The organism is Intestinimonas massiliensis (ex Afouda et al. 2020) (assembly GCF_900626285.1).
Taxonomy (GTDB): Bacteria; Bacillota; Clostridia; order Oscillospirales; family Oscillospiraceae; genus Flavonifractor; species Flavonifractor massiliensis_A.
This window is the reverse complement of sequence record NZ_LR131147.1, coordinates 1805657-1824571: the sequence shown is the minus strand read 5'-3', so window position 1 is coordinate 1824571 and position 18915 is coordinate 1805657. Positions and strand designations below refer to the sequence as shown.

Here is an 18915-nt window from a genome sequence, read left to right as displayed (position 1 = left end):
CGCTTTTCTCTTCCGATTTACTTCTGCTCCCGGGCCTTGGTGTCCACCTCTTCCTTCAGCTTTGCCACAAAGGCGTCGAAGGACATGACGGTCTGATCGCCGTGGCGGTTGCGGACGGCCACGGCGCCGCTCTCGGCTTCCTTGTCGCCCACGACCAGCATATAGGGGACCTTCTCCAGCTGAGCGTCCCGGATCTTCTTGCCGATCTTCTCGTTGCGGTGGTCCACCTCCACCCGGTAGCCCAGCGCGTCCAGCTTGGCGGACACCTGGTCGGCGTACTCGGCGGCCCGGTCGGTGATGGGCAGCACCTTCACCTGGACAGGAGCCAGCCAGGTGGGGAAGGCGCCGGCGAAGTGCTCGGTGATGACGCCGATGAACCGCTCGATGGAGCCCAGCACCACACGGTGGAGCATGACGGGGCGGTGCTTCTGGCCGTCCTCGCCGGTGTACTCCAGCTCGAACCGCTCAGGCAGCTGGGAGTCCAGCTGGACGGTGCCGCACTGCCAGGTCCGGCCCAGGGAGTCGGCCAGATGGAAGTCCAGCTTGGGGCCGTAGAAGGCGCCGTCACCCTCGTTGACCTCGAAGTCCTTGCCCATCTCGGTGATGGCCTCTTTCAGGATGTCCTGGTTGTGCTCCCACTGCTCCACGGTGCCGATGTGGTCCTCGGGCATGGTGGACAGCTCGATCTTGTAGGGCAGGCCGAAGACGGAGTACACCTCGTCGAACAGCTTGACCACGTTCTTGATCTCGTCCTTCAGCTGCTCCTGGGTCATGAAGATGTGGGCGTCGTCCTGGGTGAAGCAGCGCACCCGGAACAGGCCGTGGAGGGCGCCGGACAGCTCGTGCCGGTGGACCAGGCCCAGCTCGCCCACCCGCAGGGGCAGATCCCGGTAGCTGTGGGGCTCGCTGGCGTACACCAGCATGCCGCCGGGGCAGTTCATGGGCTTGATGGCGTAATCCTCGTCGTCGATGACAGTGGTGTACATGTTCTGCTTATAGTGATCCCAGTGGCCGGACCGCTCCCACAGCTTGCGGTTGAGGATGATGGGGGTGGAGATCTCCACATAGCCGTAGCGCTTGTGGACCTGCCGCCAGTAGTCGATCAGGGTGTTCTTCAGCACCATGCCCTTGGGCAGGAAGAAGGGGAAGCCGGGACCCTCGTCCCGCAGCATGAACAGGCCCAGCTCCTTGCCCAGCTTCCGGTGGTCCCGCTTCTTGGCCTCCTCGATGCGGGCCAGATACTCGTCCAGCTCGTCCTTCTTGGGGAAGGCGATGCCGTAGATCCGCTGCAGGGTCTCCCGGTTGGAGTCGCCCCGCCAGTAGGCGGCGTTGCAGGCGGTCAGCTTGATGGCATTGCCCTTGATCCGGCCGGTGGAGTCCAGGTGGGGACCGGCGCACAGATCGGTGAACTCGCCCTGCTTGTAGAAGGAGATGTGGGCGTCCTCCGGCAGGTCCTGGATCAGCTCCACCTTGAAGGGCTCGCCCTTCTCCTCCATGAACTTGAGCGCCTCCTCCCGGGGCAGCTCAAACCGCTCCAGCTTCAGCTTCTCCTTGCAGATCTTCTTCATCTCGGCCTCGATCTGCTCCAGGTGCTCGGGAGTGAAGGCGAAGGGGGCGTCCATGTCGTAGTACCAGCCCTCGTCGATGGAGGGGCCGATGGCCAGCTTCACCTCGGGCCACAGCCGCTTCACGGCCTGGGCCATCACATGGGAGCAGGTGTGCCAGTAGGTCTTGCGGTATTCGGGATTTTCAAAGGTAAACTCGTTCTTGACTTCTTCGGACATCTTGATTCCTCCTTAAAAGATTGGGGCGGAGGGTAATAAAAAACGCCTCACCCCTGATTGGTCAGGGGTGAGGCGAAAAACGCTCCACGGTTCCACCCTGCTTACGGCAAAATGCCGTCGCTCGTGACCTCTGTAACGGGAGGGCCCGGCCCGGTCGTCCCGGGCGGCTCGGGAGTGGTACAGCCGCCGCGTGTCGTGAGGCCCTTCCAGCCATAAGGCCCCTCTCTGTCCGCCGCTGCGCGGGTTCTTCTCCGTCTGTGCCGATTTTGCAAAAGCAATATATCACCAAACGCCTCCCCTGTCAAGCGGGAAGGGGTGGGAAAGGATCTTCCGGACAAAAAGTAGAATTAACAGTTTATTCATAAAGGAGTCACGATTTAGCCTTATTTGCCCGGTATGATACAGACAGATTCAGAGATGAATCAAAAGCAAGACCATCCTCCCAAACCAATTCCTCTCTTATCCCTCTCCAACACCTTTGCAAACACACACAACACACACCCAAAAAGCCCCGACCATTGGTCGGGGCTTTTTGGTGCGCCCGCGTTGCATTTGATGGAAAATTAGGGTATGATAAGGTGAAATTCCGTGCTGAGATAAAAGGAGGCGCTGTTTATGCGCGACGGATTTGTGAAAGTGGCCGCCGGCACCCCCAGGATCCGGGTGGCTGACTGCCGATATAATGCTGAGCAGATCTTTACCCTCATGCGGGAGGCGGACAAGCAGGGGGTCAAGGTGCTGGCCCTGCCCGAGCTCTGTCTCACGGGCTACACCTGCGGGGATCTGTTCCTTCAGCCCACCCTGCTGAAGGGGGCGGAAGAGGGCCTGGTCACCATCCTGGAGGCCACCAAGAACCTGGACATGGTGGCCGCCGTGGGCCTGCCGGTCTGGGACAAATGGAAAAACAAACTGTATAACTGCGCGGCGGTGATACAGAGCGGAGAGATCCTGGGACTGGTGCCCAAGACCTACCTGCCCAACTACGGGGAATTTTACGAGCAGCGGTGGTTTGCCTCGGGAGCCGGGGTGGACGACGGGATCACCCTGTGCGGGCAGGAGGTCTCCATCTGCGACAGCACGATCTTCGCCTGCGAGAGCCTGCCGGAGCTGGTGATCGGGGTGGAGCTGTGCGAGGACCTGTGGGCCCCGGAACCCCCCTCCGTGGCCCTGGCCCGGGCGGGCGCCTCCATCATCCTGAACCTGTCCGCCTCCAATGAGCTGGTGGGCAAGGCGGCCTACCGCCGGAGCCTGGTGTCCGGACAGAGCGGACGGCTGGTGTGCGGCTATGTGTACGCCGATGCCGGGGAGGGCGAATCTACCACCGACCTGGTGTTTGCCGGCCACAACATGATCGCCGAGAACGGCGCCATCCTGGCCGAGCGTCGGTTTGCCTCCGGCCTCACCATCAGCGAGATCGACGTGAAGCGCCTGGCCTACGAGCGGCAGCGGATGAACACCTACAGCGCCGACGGGAGCCGGGAGATCTGGCGGGTGTCCTTTGACCTGGAGCTGTCCGACACCCATCTGACCCGGCCCGTGTCCCCCACCCCCTTTGTGCCTCAGGACCAGAACGACCGGGCGGAGCGGTGCAATGAGATCCTGTATATCGCCGCCCTGGGCCTGAAGAAGCGGCTGGAGCACACCCACGCCAAGACGGCGGTGGTGGGCCTGTCCGGCGGCCTGGACTCCACCCTGGCGGTGCTCATCACCGCCGTGGCCATGGAGATGCTGGACCGCCCCGCCACCGACATCATCGCCGTCACCATGCCCTGCTTCGGCACCACCGACCGCACCAAGTCCAACGCGGTGCTGCTGGCCGAGCGGCTGGGCTGCACCCTGAAGACCATCGACATCGGCCGGGCGGTGAAGGTCCACTTCGAGGACATCGGCCAGTCCATGGAGGACCACGACGTCACCTTCGAGAACGGCCAGGCCAGAGAGCGGACCCAGGTGCTCATGGACATCGCCAATCAGACCGGCGGCCTGGTGATCGGTACCGGCGACCTCTCCGAGCTGGCCCTGGGCTGGTGCACCTACAACGGGGACCACATGAGCAACTACGCCGTCAACGCCGGCATTCCCAAGACCCTGGTGCGCCATCTGGTCAGCTTCATCTCCGACGACAAGGAGGCGGAGGACCCCAAGCTGTCCGGCGTGCTGGCCGACATCCTGGACACCCCCGTGTCCCCCGAGCTGCTCCCCGCCATCGAGGGGCAGATCGCCCAGAAGACCGAGGACCTGGTGGGACCCTACGAGCTCCACGACTTCTACCTCTATTACGCCATCCGCTGGGGATTTTCACCCCGAAAGGTGCTCCGTCTGGCGGAGCAGGCCATGGGCAAGCGGTATGACCGGGCCACCCTGCTCAAGTGGCTGAAGAACTTCTACCGCCGGTTCTTCTCCCAGCAGTTCAAGCGCTCCTGCCTGGCCGACGGCCCCAAGGTGGGCTCGGTGGCCCTGTCTCCCCGGGGCGACTGGAGAATGCCCTCCGACGCGGTGGCTGCCCTGTGGCTGGAGGAACTGGAGGGCCTGAACTGACGTGAATATCTGTGTAGACCTGTTCTGGACCTTCGCCCGCATCGGCGTGTGTACCTTCGGCGGAGGCTATGCCATGCTGCCCATCCTCCAGCGGGAGCTGGTGGAGAAGCGGAAGTGGGCCACCGAGGAGGAGCTCTCCGACTACTTCGCCATCGGCCAGTGTACCCCCGGCATCATCGCCGTCAACACCGCCACCTTCGTGGGCCACAAGCTGAAGGGGGCGGTGGGGGGCGTGGCCGCCACCCTGGGCCTGGTGTTTCCCTGCCTGGTGATCATCATGCTCATCGCCGCCTTTTTGCAGAACTTTGCCGACCTGCCCGTGGTGGTCCACGCCTTCAACGGCGTCCGGGCCTGCGTGTGCGCCCTGATCCTGTCCAGCGTCCTCAAGCTGCGCAAGAGCACCGTGGTGGACAAGCCCACCGTGGTCATCTTTATCGTGGTGCTCATTCTGGCGGTGGCGGGCAACTTCGTCACCTTCCCCTCCAACGCCGCAGGCGTTCTGATGGGGTACGTGACCTCCCCCATCGTGCTGGTGGTGGCGGCGGGCGTTACCGGACTGTGTGTCCGGGCGGCGAAAGGAGGGCTGAAGGCATGATCTATCTCCGGCTCTTTTTTGAGTTCTTCAAGGCGGGCCTGTTCGCCATCGGCGGCGGCCTGGCTACCATCCCCTTCCTCACCGACATGGGGGCCCGCACCGGCTGGTTCACCTCCGGGGAGCTGGCCAATATGATCGCCATTTCCGAGTCCACCCCCGGCCCCATGGGGGTGAACATGGCTACTTACGTGGGCTTCCATACCGGCGGAGTGCTGGGCGGCGTGGTGGCCACTCTGGGCCTGGTGTGTCCCTCCATCATCGTTATCCTCATCATCGCCGGGTTCCTGAAGAAGTTCCGGGAGAGCCGGGGGGTGGACGCGGTGTTTTATGGCATCCGCCCCGCCTCCACAGCCCTTATTGCCGCCGCTCTGGTGGAGGTGTGCTCTATCGCCCTGATGTTTCATCAGGGGGGGCACGAGATCGCGCCGGGACAGGCGGTGCCCACGACAGAGCTGTTCTACTGGCCCGCCATCCTCCTGGCGGCGGCGGTCTTTGTCTGCCTTCAGGTCAAGCCCCTGAAAAAGCTGCATCCCATTGTGTTCATTGCCGCCTCTGCTGTGGTGGGCGTGCTCTTTCGGCTTTAAGCAAAAAACATCCCGCAAAGCATCAGCTTTGCGGGATGTTTTTTATACCAGCACAGATCGCTGTCCCAGTTCCAGGTAGTGGGCGTCCGCCCGCACCGACAGGCGGCGAGCGGGAACCTCCTTGGGCAGGTAGAAGCGGATGCCCCGGAGCACCACGTCCACGGCCTCCGGGCCGTGATGGGCGGGAACGGCGAAGATCCGGGTTCCCCGGGTGATGTCGCCCTCCATCACATCCACGGATACCGCCACCCGCCGCTCAGGCAGTACTCCCGTCAGACGGAGAGAACAGTCCAGCGTCTGCCAGCCCCCGGGCTCCAGGGAGCCCAGGTCGCAGTACAGCACTCCGCCATCCAGGGTCAGTTGGCGTTCCAGCATAGGACATACCCCCAAATAAACTCAATACGGCGGGCTTCATAGCCCGCCGTATGTAATGAGTTGGTTCAGGGGCCGCTCCATGCTATGCTCAGCGGATCTGTCCCGTGCCGTAAACCACAAATTTGCTGGAGGTCAGCTCCTCCAGGCCCATGGGGCCCCGGGCGTGCATCTTCTGGGTGGAGATGCCGATCTCCGCGCCCAGGCCGAACTCAAAGCCGTCGGTAAACCGGGTGGAGGCGTTGACATACACCGCCGCCGCGTCCACCACGTCCAGGAACCGCTGGGCGGCCATGTAATCGTTGGTGACGATGGCCTCGGAGTGGCCGGTGCCGTGGGCGGCGATGAAGTCCACCGCCTCGTCAAAGCCGCCCACCACCTTGACGGCCAGGATGTAGTCGCCGAACTCGGTGTCCCAGTCGGCGTCACAGGCGGGTTTCACAAAATCCCCCAGGATCGCCCGGGTCTCCGGACAGCCCCGCAGCTCCACGTTCTTGGTCTGGAGCAGCTGCCAGGCCATGGGCAGGAAGTCGCGAGCCACACCCCGGTCTACCAGCAGGCACTCAGCGGCGTTGCACACCGAGGGGCGGGAGGTCTTGGCGTTGTGGATGATCCGGGCGGCCATGTCCAGGTCGGCCCCCTCGTGGACGTACACGTGGCACACGCCCACGCCGGTCTGGATCACCGGCACCCTGGCGTGCTCCACCACGTTCCTGATGAGCCCCGCGCCCCCCCGGGGGATGAGCACGTCCAGATACTCGGTAAGGCCCATCAGCTCGTTGGCGCTCTCCCGGCTGGTGTCCATCACCAGGGCCACACAGTCCCGGGGCAGACCGGCCCCATCCAGGGCGTCCCGCATGACGGCCACGAAGGCCTGGTTGGACCGGAAGGCCTCCTTGCCGCCCCGGAGGATCACCGCGTTGCCCGACTTGAGACACAGGGCGGCGGCGTCCACCGTCACGTTGGGCCGGGCCTCATAGATGATGCCGATGACCCCCAGGGGCACCCGGCGCTTGCCGATGACCAGGCCGTTGGGCCGGGTGGACATCTTGGTCACCTCTCCGATGGGGTCGGGGAGGGCGGCCACCTGCCGCACCCCCTCCACGATACCGGCGATGCGGCCCTCGTCCAGGGCCAGCCGGTCCAGCAGGGCGGGGCGGAGGCCGGCGGCCTTTCCGGCCTCCAGGTCGGCGGCGTTGGCGGACAGGATCTCCTCCTGCCGGGCCAGGATGCCGGCGGCAATGGCCTCCAGCGCCTGGTTCTTCCGGGCGGTGCCCGCCACGGACAGCACCCGGGCGGCGTTCTTGGCCGCCAGGCCCTGAGTCTCCAACTGTGTCATAGTCATTCACTCCTTGTTGTCTCAGATCAAAAAATAAAGCGGTCAGCGGGACCGGGTAAACCGGGTGCCCACATCCTTGCCCGCAACGATATCGTAAATAGCCTCCATCTTGCTGCCGTTGGCGATGACCATGTCGATGCCCGCCTCCAGGCAGATCTGGGCGGCGTTCAGCTTGGTGGCCATGCCGCCGGTGCCCCGCCAGGTACCAGCGCCCCCGGCCATGGCCCGCAGCTCGGGGGTGATGGCCTCCACCCGGTGGATCAGTCTGGCGTCGGGGTGGGTGCGGGGGTCGGCGTCGTACAGCCCGTCGATGTCGCTGAGCAGAATCAGCAGATCCGCCCTGCACAGCCGGGAGACGATGGCGGACAGGGTGTCGTTGTCGCCCAGCACCTTGCACTGGCCGGTCTCGATCTCCGCCGAGGAGACCGAGTCGTTTTCGTTGACGATGGGGATGACCCCCAGCTCCAGCAGGGCCTCAAAGGTGTTGTGGAGATGCTCCGAGCGGACGGGGGCGTCCACGTCCTCGCCGGTGAGCAGGATCTGGGCCACCGTCCGGTTGTACTCGGAGAAAAACTTGTCGTATACGTGCATCATCATGCACTGGCCCACCGCGGCGGTGGCCTGCTTCATCCGCAGCTCGGTGGGGCGCTCGGGCAGGCGCAGCTTCTTGGTGCCGATGCCGATGGCGCCGGAGGATACCAGCACCACCTGATGGCCCATGCCCTGCAGGTCGGAGAGCACCCGGGCCAGATGCTCCATGTTATGTAAATTCAGACTGCCCGTCTCCCGGGTGAGGGTGGAGGTGCCCACCTTGACTACCACTCTGCGGATGGGGTTGTTTCCGTCCAAAATCATTCATCCTCTCTGTCGGCTTTTCCGCCAAAGTCTATCATATCACAGATCCTTATTGCAATAAAGTGTAAAAGCAAAGAAATGAAAGGAAGAAATCAGGAAAGAAAACCAAAGGTTTTAGTACTTTTTCACGCTTTCCCGGTTGAAATTTGTTCCGGTTTGGAGTACAATAGCCTCCGCTGGTAAAAAAAGAAGATGGAAAGAGGTGGGAAGATGCTCAATATTGTGCTTTTTGAGCCGGAGATCCCACAAAATACCGGGAATATCGCCCGCACCTGCGCGGTGACAGGATCCCGGCTCCATCTCATCGAGCCGTTGGGCTTCGACATCAGCGACAAAGCGGTGAAGCGAGCGGGCCTGGATTACTGGCACCTGGTGGACGTGCGCGTGTATCAGGGGCTGGAGGATTTTTTCCAGAAGACCGGCGCTCAGGATATCTGGCTGGCCACCACCAAGGCCCCCAGACCCTACACCCAGGCGGTTTTCCGGGACGAGTGCTATCTCATTTTCGGCAAGGAGACCGCCGGGCTGCCGGAGGAATTCCGCATGGCCCACAGCGACCGCTGTATCCGTATCCCCATCCGGGCGGAAGCCCGGTGCCTGAACCTGTCCAACGCCGCGGCCATCGTGACCTACGAGGCGCTGCGGCAGCTGAACTTCCCCGGCCTTACCGGGGAGGGTGAGATGAAAGGAGCTAGTACAGGATGAACTACAACAAGAAGACCGTGAAGGACATCGATGTAGCCGGTAAGAAAGTCCTGCTGCGCTGCGACTTCAACGTACCTATGGCCAAGGACGGCAGCGGCGTCATCACCGATGACAAGCGTATCCGGGCCGCCCTGCCCACCATCCAGTATCTGCTGGACCAGAACGCCGCCGTCATCGCCTGTTCCCACATGGGCAAGCCCGTGGCTACCTTTGATTCCTATGTGAAGAAGCAGGCCGAGAAGGGCAAGGACCCCGCCACCATCACCGAGGAGCAGTGGAAGAAGTCCCTGGCTCAGCTGTCCCTGGCTCCTGTGGCCAAGCGCCTGAGCGAGCTGCTGGGCAAGGAAGTGATCATGGCCAAGGACGTGGTGGGCCCCGACGCCCAGGCCAAGGCCGCCGCCCTGAAGCCCGGCCAGATCATGCTGCTGGAGAACACCCGCTTCGAGAAGGGTGAGACCAAGAACGACCCCGAGCTGGCCAAGGCCATGGCTTCCATGGCTGATGTCTATGTGTCCGACGCCTTCGGCGCCGTCCACCGCGCCCACGCCTCCACCGCCGGCGTGGCCAACTACCTGCCCGCCGTGTCCGGCTTCCTGATCCAGAAGGAGCTGGAGATCATCGGCGGCGCCCTGGCCAATCCCAAGCGGCCCCTGGTGGCCATCCTGGGCGGCTCCAAGGTGTCCTCCAAGATCGGCGTCATCAACAACCTGCTGGAGATCGCCGACACCATCATCATCGGCGGCGGCATGGCCTACACCTTCTCCGCCGCTCAGGGCGGCAAGGTGGGCGACAGCCTGCTGGAGGCCGACTGGGAGGACTATGCCAACGACATGGTGAAGAAGGCCGCCGAGAAGGGCGTCAAGCTGCTGCTGCCTGTGGACACCGTGGTGGCCAACGCCTTCGCCGCCGACGCCGAGAGCAAGGTGGTCAAGACCGGCGAGATCCCCGACGGCTGGCAGGGCCTGGACATCGGGCCCGAGACCGTGAAGCTGTACTGCGACGCGGTGAAGGACGCCGGCACCGTCATCTGGAACGGCCCCATGGGCGTGTTTGAGTTCCCCGCCTTCGCCAAGGGCACCGAGGCCGTGGCCAAGGCCCTCAGCGAGACCAGCGCCATCACCATCATCGGCGGCGGCGACAGCGCGGCTGCCGTGCAGCAGCTGGGCTATGCCGACAAGATGACCCACATCTCCACCGGCGGCGGCGCCTCCCTGGAGTTCATGGAGGGCAAGGAGCTGCCCGGCGTGGCGTGCCTGCTGGACGCCTGATTGTGCTCCGGGCAGCTCCCGGGGCCCCCGCGAAAGCCCAGCGCAGCGGGTTTCGTGGGGAGAGGAGGCGCAGCGGAAGGAGCGAGCTTTCCCGTGTGCGGGGAAGCGAGAGATCTGGAGCTTGTGCCGACGAGCCCGGCGTGGCGTGCCTGCCGGACGCCTGATCCGACCATATCGATTCGTTATATATCATCCAAAGATTGGAAGAAAGAGGTACGATCCCGATGAACAGAAGATATCGCAAGACCATCATTGCCGGCAACTGGAAGATGAACAAGACCCTCTCCGAGACCAAGGCCTTTGCCGAGGAGCTCAAGCCCCTCATCGGCAAGCCCAAGTGGTGTGAGGTGGTGCTGTGTGTGCCCTCCGTGAACCTGCAGGCCGCCGTGCGGCTGTTCAAGGAGTCCCGGGTGGCCATCGGCGCCGAGACCTGCCACTATGAGTCCCACGGCGCCTTCACCGGCGAGGTCTCTCCCGAGATGCTGAAGGAGATCGGCGTGAAGTACGTCATCATCGGCCACTCCGAGCGCCGCCAGTACTACAACGAGACCGACTTCACCGTGAACAAGAAGGTCCACGCCGCCCTGGAGGCCGGCCTGTACCCCATCGTTTGCGTGGGCGAGAGCCTGGAGCAGCGTGAGCTGGGTGTCACCATGGATCTGATCTCTTACCAGGTGAAGGCCGCCCTGTCCGGCGTGCCCGCCGACAAGATGCGTCATGTGGTCATCGCCTATGAGCCCATCTGGGCCATCGGCACCGGCAAGACCGCCACTGCGGAGCAGGCCGGCGAGGTTTGCGAGGCCATTCGTACCGTGGTCCGCAAGCTGTACGGCGCCCGTGTGGCCCGCGCCGTCACCATCCAGTACGGCGGCTCCATGAACGCCAAGAACGCCCACGAGCTGCTGGCTCAGCCCGACGTGGACGGCGGCCTGATCGGCGGCGCCTCCCTGAAGGCTCCCGACTTTGTGGAGATCATCAACGCCGCCAACCAGGAGTGAGCCCGGTTTTAAAGCGGAGAACAAAGAGGTAGACTATGAGTAAAACACCGACAACCCTCATCATTATGGACGGCTTTGGCCTGCGTGCCGACAAGACCGGCAACGCCATCGCCGCCGCCCACACCCCCAATCTGGACAAGATTTTTGCGGAGAACCCCGGCTGCAAGCTGGCGGCCTCCGGCATGGATGTGGGCCTGCCTGAGGGTCAGATGGGCAACTCCGAGGTGGGCCACACCAACATCGGCGCCGGCCGTGTGGTGTTCCAGGACCTGCCCCGGATCACCAAGTCCATCCAGGATGGCAGCTTCTTTGAGAACGAGGCCTATATCGAGGCCATGGATGACTGCAAGGAGCGGGACGGTGCGCTGCACGTGTTCGGCCTGCTGAGCGACGGCGGCGTCCACAGCCACATCACCCACATCTTCGCCCTGCTGGAGCTGGCCAAGCGCCGGGGGATCAGCAAGGTGTTCGTCCACTGCTTCCTGGACGGCCGCGACGTGCCCCCCGCCTCCGGCAAGGAGTATGTGGAGCAGCTGGTGAACAAGTGCAGGGAGATCGGCGTGGGCCAGATAGCCACTGTCATGGGCCGCTTCTACGCCATGGACCGGGACAAGCGCTGGGACCGCCTGCAGCGGGCCTATGACGCCATCGTGCTGGGCGTGGGTACCGAGAACCCCGACCCGGTGGACGCCGTGCAGAAGTCCTATGACGCCGGGGTCACCGACGAGTTCGTGGAGCCCATCGTGTGCGCCAGGGACGGCAAGGTGAAGGAGGGCGACTCCATCATCTTCATGAACTTCCGCCCCGACCGGGCCCGGGAGATCACCCGCTGCTTCGTGGACCCCGCCTTCACCGACGTGGAGCGCAAGCACGGCTATTTCCCCGTGACCTATGTATGCACCACCGAGTACGACGCCACCATGCCCAACGTGCTCATCGCCTTCCCCCACCACGAGCTGAAGAACATTTTCGGCGAGTACATTGCCCGCCAGGGCTACACCCAGCTGCGCATCGCCGAGACCGAGAAGTACGCCCATGTGACCTTCTTCTTCAACGGCGGCGAGGAGCGGGTATTCCCCGGCGAGGACCGGTGCCTGATCCCCTCTCCCAAGGTGGCTACCTACGACCTGCAGCCTGAGATGAGCGCTCCCGAGGTCACCGAGGAGGCCGTCAAGCGCATCGAGAGCGGCAAGTACGATGTGATCATCCTGAACTTCGCCAACTGCGACATGGTGGGCCACACCGGCGTGTTTGACGCCGCCGTGAAGGCCGTGGAGGCCGTGGACACCGGCGTGGGCAAGGTGGTGGAGGCCACCACCAAGATGGGCGGCGTGTCCCTCATCACCGCCGACCACGGCAACGCCGACCGGATGCTGGACGACGACGGGGTCACCCCCTACACCGCCCACACCACCAACCTGGTGCCCTTCTACATTGTGGGCGCCGACGTGAAGCTGCGGGACGGTCGCCTGGCCGACATCGCCCCCACCATGCTGGACCTGATGGGCCTGGAAAAGCCCGTGGAGATGGACGGGGAGACGCTGATCCTGAATTAAGGGCTTTTCAAGGCCCATCCCCGCCGCAGGCGGGCGGCGCTTGCGCCGTCCAAGCGTTTTGACCGAAGGTCAAAACCTTGATGCCGGGGCAATTCATTTGCCCCGAGCAGATGAAAAGAACCGGGGTCCCTACGCGGCCTGCCGCGTGGGGTGTCTGGAGAAGCCCGCTGAAATGGACGGCGAGACCCTGATCCTCAACTGAGCGGTATCCGGCGGAATTTCGCCGTACCAAATATTGCCCCGGCGGGCCGGCTGCCCGCCCCCCACAATTCAATACCCCTGCAGGGCGGGTTTTCCCGCCGCTCATACGAAAGACCTGCTAACAAAAGTCAAGTAAAACTTTCAAAGGAAACGAGCAAAGGAAAAGGGTGCACCAAATTAAACCGCTGTGCATTTCAAAAAATGGCGGTCAGCCAGACAGTATAGAGCTGGGAAATCAGTCATGCTCCNAGACCTGCTAACAAAAGTCAAGTAAAACTTTCAAAGGAAACGAGCAAAGGAAAAGGGTGCACCAAATTAAACCGCTGTGCATTTCAAAAAATGGCGGTCAGCCAGACAGTATAGAGCTGGGAAATCAGCCATGCTCCAGAGAATCCAGGTAGGCTTTCACAGAAGCGTAGTAGATGCGCAGGAACTTGTTGGCGGAGGCCATCATGTAGACACGGTAGGGCTTACCTTCAGAGCGTTTCTTGTTCATGAACTGGTAGACCGGCTCATCCATTGGAGCGCATTGCAGGAGGACCCCCATCACCAGAAAGAGCGTCCTTCGCAGTGAGGCAGATCCTCTCTTGGAAATGTTACGGCTACGGACATCCACTTGTCCAGATTGGTAAGGTGGGGCGTCAATGCCTGCAAAGGCCACCAGCGCTTTCTTGGAATGAAAACGGCGTACATCGCCAATTTCAGCTATGAGTTGGGGGCCGAGGGTTGGGCCAACACCAAACATCTCCATCACCACAGGATACTCCGGTAGAGAAACGGCCAGGGACTGCATCTCCTGCTTGAGAGCAGCTAACGCGGCGGAAGTTGCCCGGAGTTGGGAAACAGCCTGTTCTACCAAAAGTTTTGCCGTATCCGTTTTCGGCATGACACCGAAGTGTCCACATGCAGAGGCGTATATGTCCAGTGCCTTATCCTCGCTAAAATTGTAGCCGTGCTTTCTGCACCACTTCTGGTATTGGGTGGTAAAGGCCTTTTTAGACAAACCACAGACACACTCACAATGCCAAAAAGCGGCTACAAAATCCACCCACTCCTCGCTGCCAGCGGCGCGGGGGGGACGGGTAAACAGGCGGTTTGCACCAGGGAAAGCGGGGTCCAGCAGGGGGACTAGGTCGTTCTTCAGCAGGGTCCGGACTTTGGGATACTGCTGGTAGTGGCGGTAGCAGGTCTTCAGCATGAGCCGGGTGTCCTCCTCCGGGACATATTTCGGTAGTGTGAGCCAGTGGTCAAGGCCGTAGTTGGCCAGTTTCACGGCGTCCTTCTTGTCAGTCTTGCCTCGTCTTAAACTGTTGTTCCCATAGTCATGCACCAGCATTGCATTGACTACGGAGACATAAAGTCCCGCGTCGTGGAGCAGCCAGGCCACCGGCGCGTGGTAATTACCCGTGGATTCCATCACCACACGGGTCTCACCGTCCAAACTTTTGAGCAGCCCTGCCAGTTCGTTCAGTTCATTGGCGGTGTGTCGCACTTCAAAGGGTGAAACCACCACCTCACCGAAGGGGCGCATGACGGCGATCATGCTTTTCCCTTTGGAAACATCGATGCCAACGCTGTTCATCCACATTCCTCCAATACTAAAGAATCTGCAACCGGAATCCATCTTTTCTCGTTGCCGATTCAATCTATTGGGTGACGCGAACTCCCCGGCATCCGGTGGCTCAACCTGCTGAAATCGAACGCTACAACAAGAGGATGGCTGACAGTCTTTCGTACGGACTTACAAGCCCAAGGAGTGAGTGGTCAGCCAGTTGCTCCTCTTATTGTAGCTTAGGCACGAGATGGAGGGAAAGCCGGACTGGCTGCCCGGCTTTCCTGTCCAAATTTATTGTAATAGGAGTTTTTAACATGAAGCAGATCATTGAGATCGTCGACGTGCTGGGCCGTGAGATCCTGGACAGCCGCGGCAACCCCACCGTTGAGGTGGAGGTCTATCTGGAAGACGGCACCGTGGGCCGCGCCAGCGTGCCCTCCGGCGCTTCCACCGGCATCTATGAGGCCTGCGAGCTGCGCGACGGCGACAAGAGCCGTTACATGGGCAAGGGCGTGCTCACCGCTGTGAAGAACGTGAACACCGAGATCGCCGAGTGCCTGGTGGGCATGAACGTGCTGGATCAGGTGGCCATCGACAAGGCCATGATCGCTCTGGACGGCACTCCCAACAAGGCCCGCCTGGGCGCCAACGCCATCCTGGGCGCCTCCCTGGCCTGCGCCAAGGCCGCTGCCGAGAGCCTGGGCACCAGCCTGTACAACTATATCGGCGGCGTGAACGCCAAGGTCCTGCCCGTGCCCATGATGAACATCCTCAACGGCGGCGCTCACGCCACCAACAACGTGGACATCCAGGAGTTCATGATCATGCCCGTGGGCGCCTGCTGCTGGCATGAGGCCCTGCGGATGTGCGCCGAGGTGTTCCACACCCTGAAGAGCGTGCTGAAGGAGAACGGCACCCCCGCTACCGGCGTGGGCGACGAGGGCGGCTATGCCCCCAACCTGAAGAAGGATGAGGACGCCTTCAAGTGCATCGTGGCCGCCATCGAGAAGGCCGGCTACAAGCCCGGCGAGGACTTCAAGATCGCCATGGACGCCGCCGTGTCCGACTGGTACAACAAGGAGGACGGCACCTACACCCTGCCCAAGGCCGGCAAGACCATGACCCGTCAGCAGATGGTCAACATGTGGAAGAAGTTTGCCGACAACTACCCCATCATCTCCATGGAGGACTGCATGGGCGAGGACGACTGGGAAGGCTGGGCCATGCTGACCAAGGCTCTGGGCGACCGCGTCCAGCTGGTGGGCGACGACCTGTTCGTCACCAACTCCGAGCGGGTGCAGAAGGGCCTGGATCTCCATGTTGCCAACGCCGTGCTGATCAAGGTCAACCAGATCGGCACCCTGACCGAGACTCTGGACACCATCCAGAAGGCCAACCGCGCCGGCTACACCGCCATCGTGTCCCACCGCTCCGGCGAGACCGAGGACGCCACCATTGCCGACATCGTGGTGGGCATGAACGCCGGCCAGATCAAGACCGGCGCTCCCAGCCGCACCGACCGTGTGGCCAAGTACAACCAGCTGCTCCGCATCGAGGAGGAGCTGGGCGACGTGGCTCAGTACTGGGGCAAGGACGCTTTCTTCAACCTGAAGAAGTAAGCTGTGATAAGCACAAGGGGGCCGCTGCCATTGGCAGCGGCCCCCTTTTTGCGTTACAGCCCCTCCAGCACCCCACGCACCGTCCAGGCGTGGGCCTCCTCCTCGCCGGCCAGCTCGGTGTAGAGCTCCTTCAGGCAGGGGTCGGCGGTCTCGGCGGCGGCGGCCTGGTAGGAGGCCGCCCCCTGCTGCTCCGCCCAGAACCGCTCCCGCAGGGCGGCGTGAAGGGGCATGGGGCTCTGGGCGGCCTTCACCTCCGGCCAGTAGCGCACCCCGGAGATGAGAAAGTAGGCGGTGCTCAGCTTTTTGGCGTGGCGGCGCTCGTCGGCGGCCACCGCCGCCAGGGCCCGGCCGCCCCCGCCCGGTGTGCGGCGGGCCAGGGCCTGGTAGCGCCGCCAATCCCCCAGCTCGTCGTCGATGTATTCCTGGAGCGCGGCCCCATACGCGGCGGAGCCGGGCCCCAGGCAGGGTATGTCATGGCCCCCGCCCCCCTGATCCATGGCCACCACCTCCGCCTGGGCCGCCGCCGGTACGGCCGGCAGCCCTCCGGCCTGCTGGCTGTCCTCCTGCCCCAGGGTGAAGGGACAGTCCCCCCGGTCCTCCGGCATGACCCGCCGCCACACCCGCTCAAACACCTCCCGGTCCATGCCCGGAATGGAATTCTGTTCCATAGCTCTGCCTCCAATTCTATTTGAATTCCCCCTATTCTATGTGGGAATACAAGCATTTGTCCCGCCAGGGTTGTATTTTGGCAGGGAGCGTGATAAAATACTAACCCTGAGATCAACCAATAGACAAAGGAGAGACCGCTCATGCTGGAGATCAAGCATCTCAGCTATCAGGTAGAGGGCGAGGAAGGCCAGGAGCTGGGCATCCTCAACGATGTGTCCCTCACTGTGGCAGACAATCAATTTCTGGTCATTACCGGCCCCAACGGCGGCGGCAAAACCACCCTGGCCAAGGCCATCATGGGCCTGGTGAAGCCCACCGGGGGCAATATTATTTGGAACGGCACCGATATCACCCACATGTCCATCACCGACCGGGCCCGGCTGGGCGTGAGCTACGGCTTCCAGCAGCCTCCCCGTTTCAAGGGCCTGAAGGTGAAGGATCTGCTGGCTCTGGCCTCCGGCAGCGAGAAGCTGACCCGGGAGGAGGGCTGCCAGTACCTGACCAAGGTGGGCCTGTGCGCCGGGGACTATATCGACCGGGAGGTGGACGCCTCCCTGTCCGGCGGCGAGGTCAAGCGCATCGAGATCGCCACCATCCTGGCCCGCAAGACCGGGCTGATGATCTTTGACGAGCCGGAGGCGGGCATCGACCTGTGGTCCTTCGCCAAGCTGACCGAGACCTTCAAGCTCATCCACCAGAAGCGGGAGGCCACCCTCATCGTCATCTCCCACCAGGAGCGGATCATCGACCTGGCGGACGAGATCGTGATGATCGCCGACGGCCAGGTCCAGAAGCACGGCCCCAAGGACGAAATTTTCCCCCAGATCCTGGCCAACACCAGCACGGGGTGCACCTATCTTTCGGAAGGAGCGAACAAGTAATGGATCAGGCAGAATGGAAGCTCCTCAAGGAGATCGCGGACCTGGAAAAGACCCCCCAGGGGGCCTACAACATCCGCCGCAACGGACAGCTGGATTCCCGCAACAGCACGGCCAACATCGAGATCACCACCAAGACCGAGCCGGGCAAGTCGGGCATCAACATCACCGTGAAGAGCGGCACCAAGCACGAGGCGGTGCACATCCCCGTCATCATCAGCCAGACCGGCCTTTCCGAGCTGGTGTACAACGACTTCTTCATCGGGGACGACTGCGACGTGGACATCGTGGCGGGCTGCGGCATCCACAACACCGGCTGCGAGACCAGCCAGCACGACGGCGTACACACCTTCCACATCGGCAAAAACTCCAAGGTGCGCTATGTGGAGCGCCACTACGGTGAGGGTCCCGGCACCGGCAAGCGGATCATGAATCCCCAGACCATCGTCTACCTGGACGAGGGCGCCTCCATCAATATGGAGTCCACCCAGATCCGGGGCGTGGACTCCACCAAGCGGGAGACCAAGATCGTGGTGGGTCCCCGGGCCGAGGCGGTGATCACCGAAAAGCTGCTGACCCACGGCCAGCAGACCGCCGAGAGCGACATGGAGATCATCCTGGACGGGGAGGACGCCTCCGGGCGGGTCATCTCCCGCTCCGTGGCCCAGGACCAGTCCGTGCAGGTGTTCTACCCCAAGATGACGGGCAACACCAAGTGCTTCGGCCACGTCCAGTGCGATTCCATCATCATGGGCCAGGCCCGGATCTCCTCCATCCCGGCCATCGTGGCCAACCATGTAGACGCACAGCTCATCCATGAGGCGGCCATCGGCCGCATCGCCGGTGACCAGATCCTCAAGCTGATGACCCTGGGCCTCACCGAGCAGGAGGCAGAGGAGAAGATTCTGGATGGATTCCTGCAGTAACAGAGATTACAGCGGCATGCTGAATAAGGTCAACAGCGGCCCATACTTCGGGCCCAAGAGCGGGGCTGTGGTCACCGCCATCCACGGGGACCACTCCGCCGAGGGGGAGCTAGAGATCCGCACCGACACCCAGAATCCCATGGGCATGGTCCACGGCGGCGCCCTGTTCACCCTGGCGGACACAGTGGCGGGCACCGCGGCTTTCACCACCGGCCGCACCTGCGTCACCCTGGACAGTTCCATGCAGTTTTTGTCCGCCGCCAAAGGGAACAAGGTATTCTGTGTGGCCGCCCCAAAGAAGATCGGCCGCACGATTCTGGTGTATGATATCAGCATGACCGATTCGGAGAACAGACTGGTGGCCACAGGTATTTTTACCTTTTACGCCACAGGGGAATATCAGCCCCCCAAGAAGAACTGATTTTTCATTCGAATGGAAAAGTCCCGGCTGCCGTGGAACAGGCAGCCGGGAT

General features: G+C 62.6%; 17 protein-coding genes. 11 read left to right on the top strand and 6 right to left on the bottom strand.

Annotation, left to right across the window (positions count from 1 at the left end):
* Nucleotides 1-17: 17 nt before the first annotated feature.
* Nucleotides 18-1784 (bottom strand): threonine--tRNA ligase, encoded by a 1767-nt coding sequence (gene thrS, locus E0E41_RS09130; RefSeq protein ID WP_130869653.1) that lies wholly within the window; start codon nt 1782-1784, stop codon nt 18-20.
* 615 nt (nt 1785-2399) lie between these two features.
* On the opposite strand from thrS, the gene E0E41_RS09125 reads away from it, so the two are divergent.
* The 3 genes from E0E41_RS09125 to E0E41_RS09115 are packed head-to-tail and all read left to right on the top strand — an operon-like array spanning nt 2400 to nt 5501.
* Nucleotides 2400-4322, top strand: coding sequence for an NAD(+) synthase (locus E0E41_RS09125; protein ID WP_130869652.1), 1923 nt, complete (start codon nt 2400-2402; stop codon nt 4320-4322).
* Between the two features lies 1 nt (nt 4323).
* Nucleotides 4324-4917, top strand: a complete 594-nt coding sequence (locus tag E0E41_RS09120; protein WP_130869651.1) for a chromate transporter — start codon at nt 4324-4326, stop codon at nt 4915-4917.
* Nucleotides 4914-5501 carry a chromate transporter gene (locus tag E0E41_RS09115; RefSeq protein WP_130869650.1) on the top strand — a complete coding sequence of 196 codons (588 nt, stop codon included), beginning with the start codon at nt 4914-4916 and terminating at the stop codon, nt 5499-5501. The genes E0E41_RS09120 and E0E41_RS09115 overlap by 4 nt, the downstream gene beginning before the upstream one ends.
* Nucleotides 5502-5543: 42 nt before the next feature.
* Here E0E41_RS09115 and E0E41_RS09110 read toward each other — a convergent pair whose 3' ends face one another.
* The 3 genes from E0E41_RS09110 to proB form a co-directional block, all read right to left on the bottom strand.
* Nucleotides 5544-5876, bottom strand: coding sequence for a hypothetical protein (locus tag E0E41_RS09110; RefSeq protein ID WP_130869649.1), 333 nt, complete (start codon nt 5874-5876; stop codon nt 5544-5546).
* 88 nt (nt 5877-5964) lie between these two features.
* Complete coding sequence (locus tag E0E41_RS09105; RefSeq protein WP_130869648.1) at nt 5965-7212, bottom strand: glutamate-5-semialdehyde dehydrogenase; 1248 nt, start codon at nt 7210-7212, stop codon at nt 5965-5967.
* Between the two features lie 42 nt (nt 7213-7254).
* Nucleotides 7255-8061, bottom strand: coding sequence for a glutamate 5-kinase (gene proB, locus E0E41_RS09100; protein ID WP_242623744.1), 807 nt, complete (start codon nt 8059-8061; stop codon nt 7255-7257).
* 216 nt (nt 8062-8277) lie between these two features.
* On the opposite strand from proB, the gene E0E41_RS09095 reads away from it, so the two are divergent.
* The 4 genes from E0E41_RS09095 (at nt 8278) to gpmI (ending at nt 12594) form a co-directional block, all read left to right on the top strand.
* The gene (locus tag E0E41_RS09095) at nt 8278-8772 is read left to right on the top strand and encodes a tRNA (cytidine(34)-2'-O)-methyltransferase (RefSeq protein WP_130869646.1); all 495 of its coding nucleotides are present in this window, start codon (nt 8278-8280) and stop codon (nt 8770-8772) included.
* On the top strand, nt 8769-10040 hold the full coding sequence (locus tag E0E41_RS09090; RefSeq protein WP_130869645.1) for a phosphoglycerate kinase: 1272 nt from the start codon (nt 8769-8771) through the stop codon (nt 10038-10040). The genes E0E41_RS09095 and E0E41_RS09090 overlap by 4 nt, the downstream gene beginning before the upstream one ends.
* A gap of 224 nt (nt 10041-10264) precedes the next feature.
* Entirely contained in the window at nt 10265-11038 is a 774-nt protein-coding gene (gene tpiA / locus E0E41_RS09085; RefSeq protein ID WP_130869644.1) for a triose-phosphate isomerase, read from the top strand.
* 35 nt (nt 11039-11073) lie between these two features.
* Complete coding sequence (gene gpmI, locus E0E41_RS09080) at nt 11074-12594, top strand: 2,3-bisphosphoglycerate-independent phosphoglycerate mutase (RefSeq protein ID WP_130869643.1); 1521 nt, start codon at nt 11074-11076, stop codon at nt 12592-12594.
* A gap of 574 nt (nt 12595-13168) precedes the next feature.
* On the opposite strand, the gene E0E41_RS09070 is transcribed toward gpmI, so the two are convergent.
* The gene (locus tag E0E41_RS09070; protein ID WP_130870814.1) at nt 13169-14377 is read right to left on the bottom strand and encodes an IS110 family transposase; all 1209 of its coding nucleotides are present in this window, start codon (nt 14375-14377) and stop codon (nt 13169-13171) included.
* Between the two features lie 287 nt (nt 14378-14664).
* On the opposite strand from E0E41_RS09070, the gene eno reads away from it, so the two are divergent.
* The gene (gene eno / locus E0E41_RS09065) at nt 14665-15969 is read left to right on the top strand and encodes a phosphopyruvate hydratase (RefSeq protein ID WP_130869641.1); all 1305 of its coding nucleotides are present in this window, start codon (nt 14665-14667) and stop codon (nt 15967-15969) included.
* Between the two features lie 53 nt (nt 15970-16022).
* Here eno and E0E41_RS09060 read toward each other — a convergent pair whose 3' ends face one another.
* Complete coding sequence (locus E0E41_RS09060) at nt 16023-16637, bottom strand: ferritin family protein (RefSeq protein ID WP_130869640.1); 615 nt, start codon at nt 16635-16637, stop codon at nt 16023-16025.
* Nucleotides 16638-16778: 141 nt separating this feature from the next.
* Between E0E41_RS09060 and E0E41_RS09055 the strand changes: the two genes are divergently transcribed.
* Genes E0E41_RS09055 through E0E41_RS09045 form a run of 3 tightly spaced genes read left to right on the top strand, consistent with a single transcriptional unit; the run spans nt 16779 to nt 18863 of the window.
* Nucleotides 16779-17519 carry an ABC transporter ATP-binding protein gene (locus E0E41_RS09055; RefSeq protein ID WP_130869639.1) on the top strand — a complete coding sequence of 247 codons (741 nt, stop codon included), beginning with the start codon at nt 16779-16781 and terminating at the stop codon, nt 17517-17519.
* On the top strand, nt 17519-18442 hold the full coding sequence (locus E0E41_RS09050) for a SufB/SufD family protein (protein WP_130869638.1): 924 nt from the start codon (nt 17519-17521) through the stop codon (nt 18440-18442). Before E0E41_RS09055 ends, E0E41_RS09050 begins: the two co-directional genes overlap by 1 nt.
* A complete protein-coding gene (locus tag E0E41_RS09045; RefSeq protein ID WP_130869637.1) occupies nt 18426-18863 on the top strand; it encodes a PaaI family thioesterase in 438 nt (145 codons plus the stop codon). Before E0E41_RS09050 ends, E0E41_RS09045 begins: the two co-directional genes overlap by 17 nt.
* The last annotated feature ends 52 nt before the right edge of the window (nt 18864-18915 follow it).

What these genes read in the sequence shown, in the direction of transcription:
- E0E41_RS09125 (WP_130869652.1), top strand. Translation starts at nt 2,400, where the DNA reads ATGCGCGACGGATTTGTGAAAGTGGCCGCCGGCACCCCCAGGATCCGG.
- thrS (WP_130869653.1), bottom strand. Translation starts at nt 1,784, where the DNA reads ATGTCCGAAGAAGTCAAGAACGAGTTTACCTTTGAAAATCCCGAATAC.
- E0E41_RS09090 (WP_130869645.1), top strand. Translation starts at nt 8,769, where the DNA reads ATGAACTACAACAAGAAGACCGTGAAGGACATCGATGTAGCCGGTAAG.
- E0E41_RS09050 (WP_130869638.1), top strand. Translation starts at nt 17,519, where the DNA reads ATGGATCAGGCAGAATGGAAGCTCCTCAAGGAGATCGCGGACCTGGAA.
- E0E41_RS09115 (WP_130869650.1), top strand. Translation starts at nt 4,914, where the DNA reads ATGATCTATCTCCGGCTCTTTTTTGAGTTCTTCAAGGCGGGCCTGTTC.
- E0E41_RS09060 (WP_130869640.1), bottom strand. Translation starts at nt 16,637, where the DNA reads ATGGAACAGAATTCCATTCCGGGCATGGACCGGGAGGTGTTTGAGCGG.
- gpmI (WP_130869643.1), top strand. Translation starts at nt 11,074, where the DNA reads ATGAGTAAAACACCGACAACCCTCATCATTATGGACGGCTTTGGCCTG.
- E0E41_RS09110 (WP_130869649.1), bottom strand. Translation starts at nt 5,876, where the DNA reads ATGCTGGAACGCCAACTGACCCTGGATGGCGGAGTGCTGTACTGCGAC.
- eno (WP_130869641.1), top strand. Translation starts at nt 14,665, where the DNA reads ATGAAGCAGATCATTGAGATCGTCGACGTGCTGGGCCGTGAGATCCTG.
- E0E41_RS09045 (WP_130869637.1), top strand. Translation starts at nt 18,426, where the DNA reads ATGGATTCCTGCAGTAACAGAGATTACAGCGGCATGCTGAATAAGGTC.
- E0E41_RS09105 (WP_130869648.1), bottom strand. Translation starts at nt 7,212, where the DNA reads ATGACACAGTTGGAGACTCAGGGCCTGGCGGCCAAGAACGCCGCCCGG.
- E0E41_RS09055 (WP_130869639.1), top strand. Translation starts at nt 16,779, where the DNA reads ATGCTGGAGATCAAGCATCTCAGCTATCAGGTAGAGGGCGAGGAAGGC.
- E0E41_RS09095 (WP_130869646.1), top strand. Translation starts at nt 8,278, where the DNA reads ATGCTCAATATTGTGCTTTTTGAGCCGGAGATCCCACAAAATACCGGG.
- E0E41_RS09070 (WP_130870814.1), bottom strand. Translation starts at nt 14,377, where the DNA reads ATGAACAGCGTTGGCATCGATGTTTCCAAAGGGAAAAGCATGATCGCC.
- tpiA (WP_130869644.1), top strand. Translation starts at nt 10,265, where the DNA reads ATGAACAGAAGATATCGCAAGACCATCATTGCCGGCAACTGGAAGATG.